This window comes from Acinetobacter sp. YH16044 (assembly GCF_013417145.1).
Classification (GTDB): Bacteria; Pseudomonadota; Gammaproteobacteria; order Pseudomonadales; family Moraxellaceae; genus Acinetobacter; species Acinetobacter amyesii.
Genome location: NZ_VPEK01000124.1, coordinates 1 through 1718, shown reverse-complemented (window position 1 = coordinate 1718; position 1718 = coordinate 1). Strand labels below are relative to the sequence as shown.

Annotated in this window: 3 protein-coding genes; all 3 read left to right on the top strand. The window is 29.9% G+C overall.

What is annotated here, in order from left to right; all coding sequences use genetic code 11:
• Positions 1 to 236 precede the first annotated feature (236 nt).
• Positions 237 to 500: a hypothetical protein gene (locus tag FTV38_RS17400; RefSeq protein WP_085064986.1), complete on the top strand. Its 264-nt coding sequence runs from the start codon at positions 237 to 239 to the stop codon at positions 498 to 500.
• Between the two features lie 265 nt (positions 501 to 765).
• Entirely contained in the window at positions 766 to 1380 is a 615-nt protein-coding gene (locus tag FTV38_RS17395) for a hypothetical protein (protein WP_180023034.1), read from the top strand.
• 36 nt (positions 1381 to 1416) lie between these two features.
• Positions 1417 to 1718, top strand: a 302-nt coding sequence (locus tag FTV38_RS17390) for a hypothetical protein (protein WP_180023033.1), incomplete at its 3' end; no start/stop codon positions are given.

The window sequence follows — 1718 nt, the reverse complement described above, 5'->3', positions numbered from 1 at the left end:
TCACATAATATAAGTATTTGATTTTAAATATTATTGTATGTATGTGGGAAAAATAAAACTTAAACATCAATTTTTTAAGTTATTGAAATTAAATATAAAATCAAGAACACACATCATAGCTACCTTGAAGCAGAAAAGAATCTACTATGTGTGTTGCATAATGCCTCACATGCGAAATGTCTTTAGCTACCCGACTTAGAATATGATTTAGGTTGGCTTTACTCAGGATTACGTCAATGTCAGCAGTAAATCTAATTAATGAAAATGACGATGAGAGAGAAATTGCTTCTCAGGCAGCTTGTGCACTTCGAGAAAGCTTTATTACCGCAGCTCAAAGTGGATCAGTTATGTATGTTGAAAATGATCATTTAATGAGTAAAACGCCGAATCGAACCCCAATTGTGATTAAACGTTTGGAAGGCCGGAATCCTGACCTTGCTCGACGCTTTGCTGGTCATGGAACTTTTAAAATTAAAAAACGTAAAGTAAGCCAGGATTAAAACTAAATGGGGCTTACACTCGAACTGCGCGTAAGAGATTTATGTTAAAGGGATACTCAGAAGGCCCATGAATAGGGCCTTTCGTATAAGAGATTTTATGTTAAATGAGGTAATATTTTTACAAAAGTCAATTGTCAGACTTTAGCTAAAATTAGCTAATTTTTTGAAAATTTTTCTCTCAAAGTCTGACAGTTGCACAGTATATATATACAGTAGATAATGGCTTTAATTTATATATATTAAGTATTTAAAAAGGAATAATGCTGTGGCTAATCTACTCCAAAAAATTTCATGGAATGAAAATTTATATCAAAAACCAGATATATCTGGATATGCAATTGAGAAAGGGAATGATAATTATATTTCTCATTTTGGTATTGGTCATGAAGCATGGAATTTCAATAAAAATGAATTAATTGATGGTAAGGTTTATGGCTATTTGAAGGCTGATGTTTCTAGCTTATTTTCTGACAAACATAATATTTTCTTTTTTTCTAGGGATAGTAATGGTGACTTATTCTTTGTTGGTTATTACAAGGATTGTAAATATCTAACAGAAGAGGAAAGAATTAAATTAAAAGAAAAAATGGTTGAATCAGGTCTTTTAGATAAAAGAATTAATCAAGTTTACAGAATTCTGAAAAATGAAGACGATTTTTCAGAATGGTCATGGGATGATGTAGAAAGTGAGTTTGGATTTGAAGTCAGTTCTTTTAAATTAGAAGTATTACCTGAAAATATCACGATTTTTGAAAATAAAATTCCTTTCACAGAGCAAGACTGTATTGAAGTTTTGGAAAAGGGATGGCAGGAAAGATACGGAAATTATACGTTAATTACTGATTTAGATAGATTTTTATCTAAATTTCTTATGAAATAATTTAGATATTCTAAAATATTGTTGAGATGAATTCTTGTGAAATATAAAAATGTAGCTTTGGCTTTATTATTAATAACAATGGGTTTTAATACCCAAGCAAAGAATGTAGATTACTATTCAATTTGCTTGGATTTGAGTGGTAACATCAATAACGGAGTGGTAGAGCAGTGTAGTGACTATGCTATTACTAAGTATAAGTCTGAAATTACAACGATTTTTAATCAAGTAAAAAAGAGTAATATTCAAAAATATAATGTACTTAAAAATCAGCAGGCACAATGGTTAAAAAATACTGAAAAAACATGTGAAAACAGTCAAGTACACTATACATATTGTAT

Bases quoted from the DNA above. Each gene is read 5' to 3' on its own strand.
- FTV38_RS17400 (WP_085064986.1), top strand. From the start codon at position 237: ATGTCAGCAGTAAATCTAATTAATGAAAATGACGATGAGAGAGAAATT.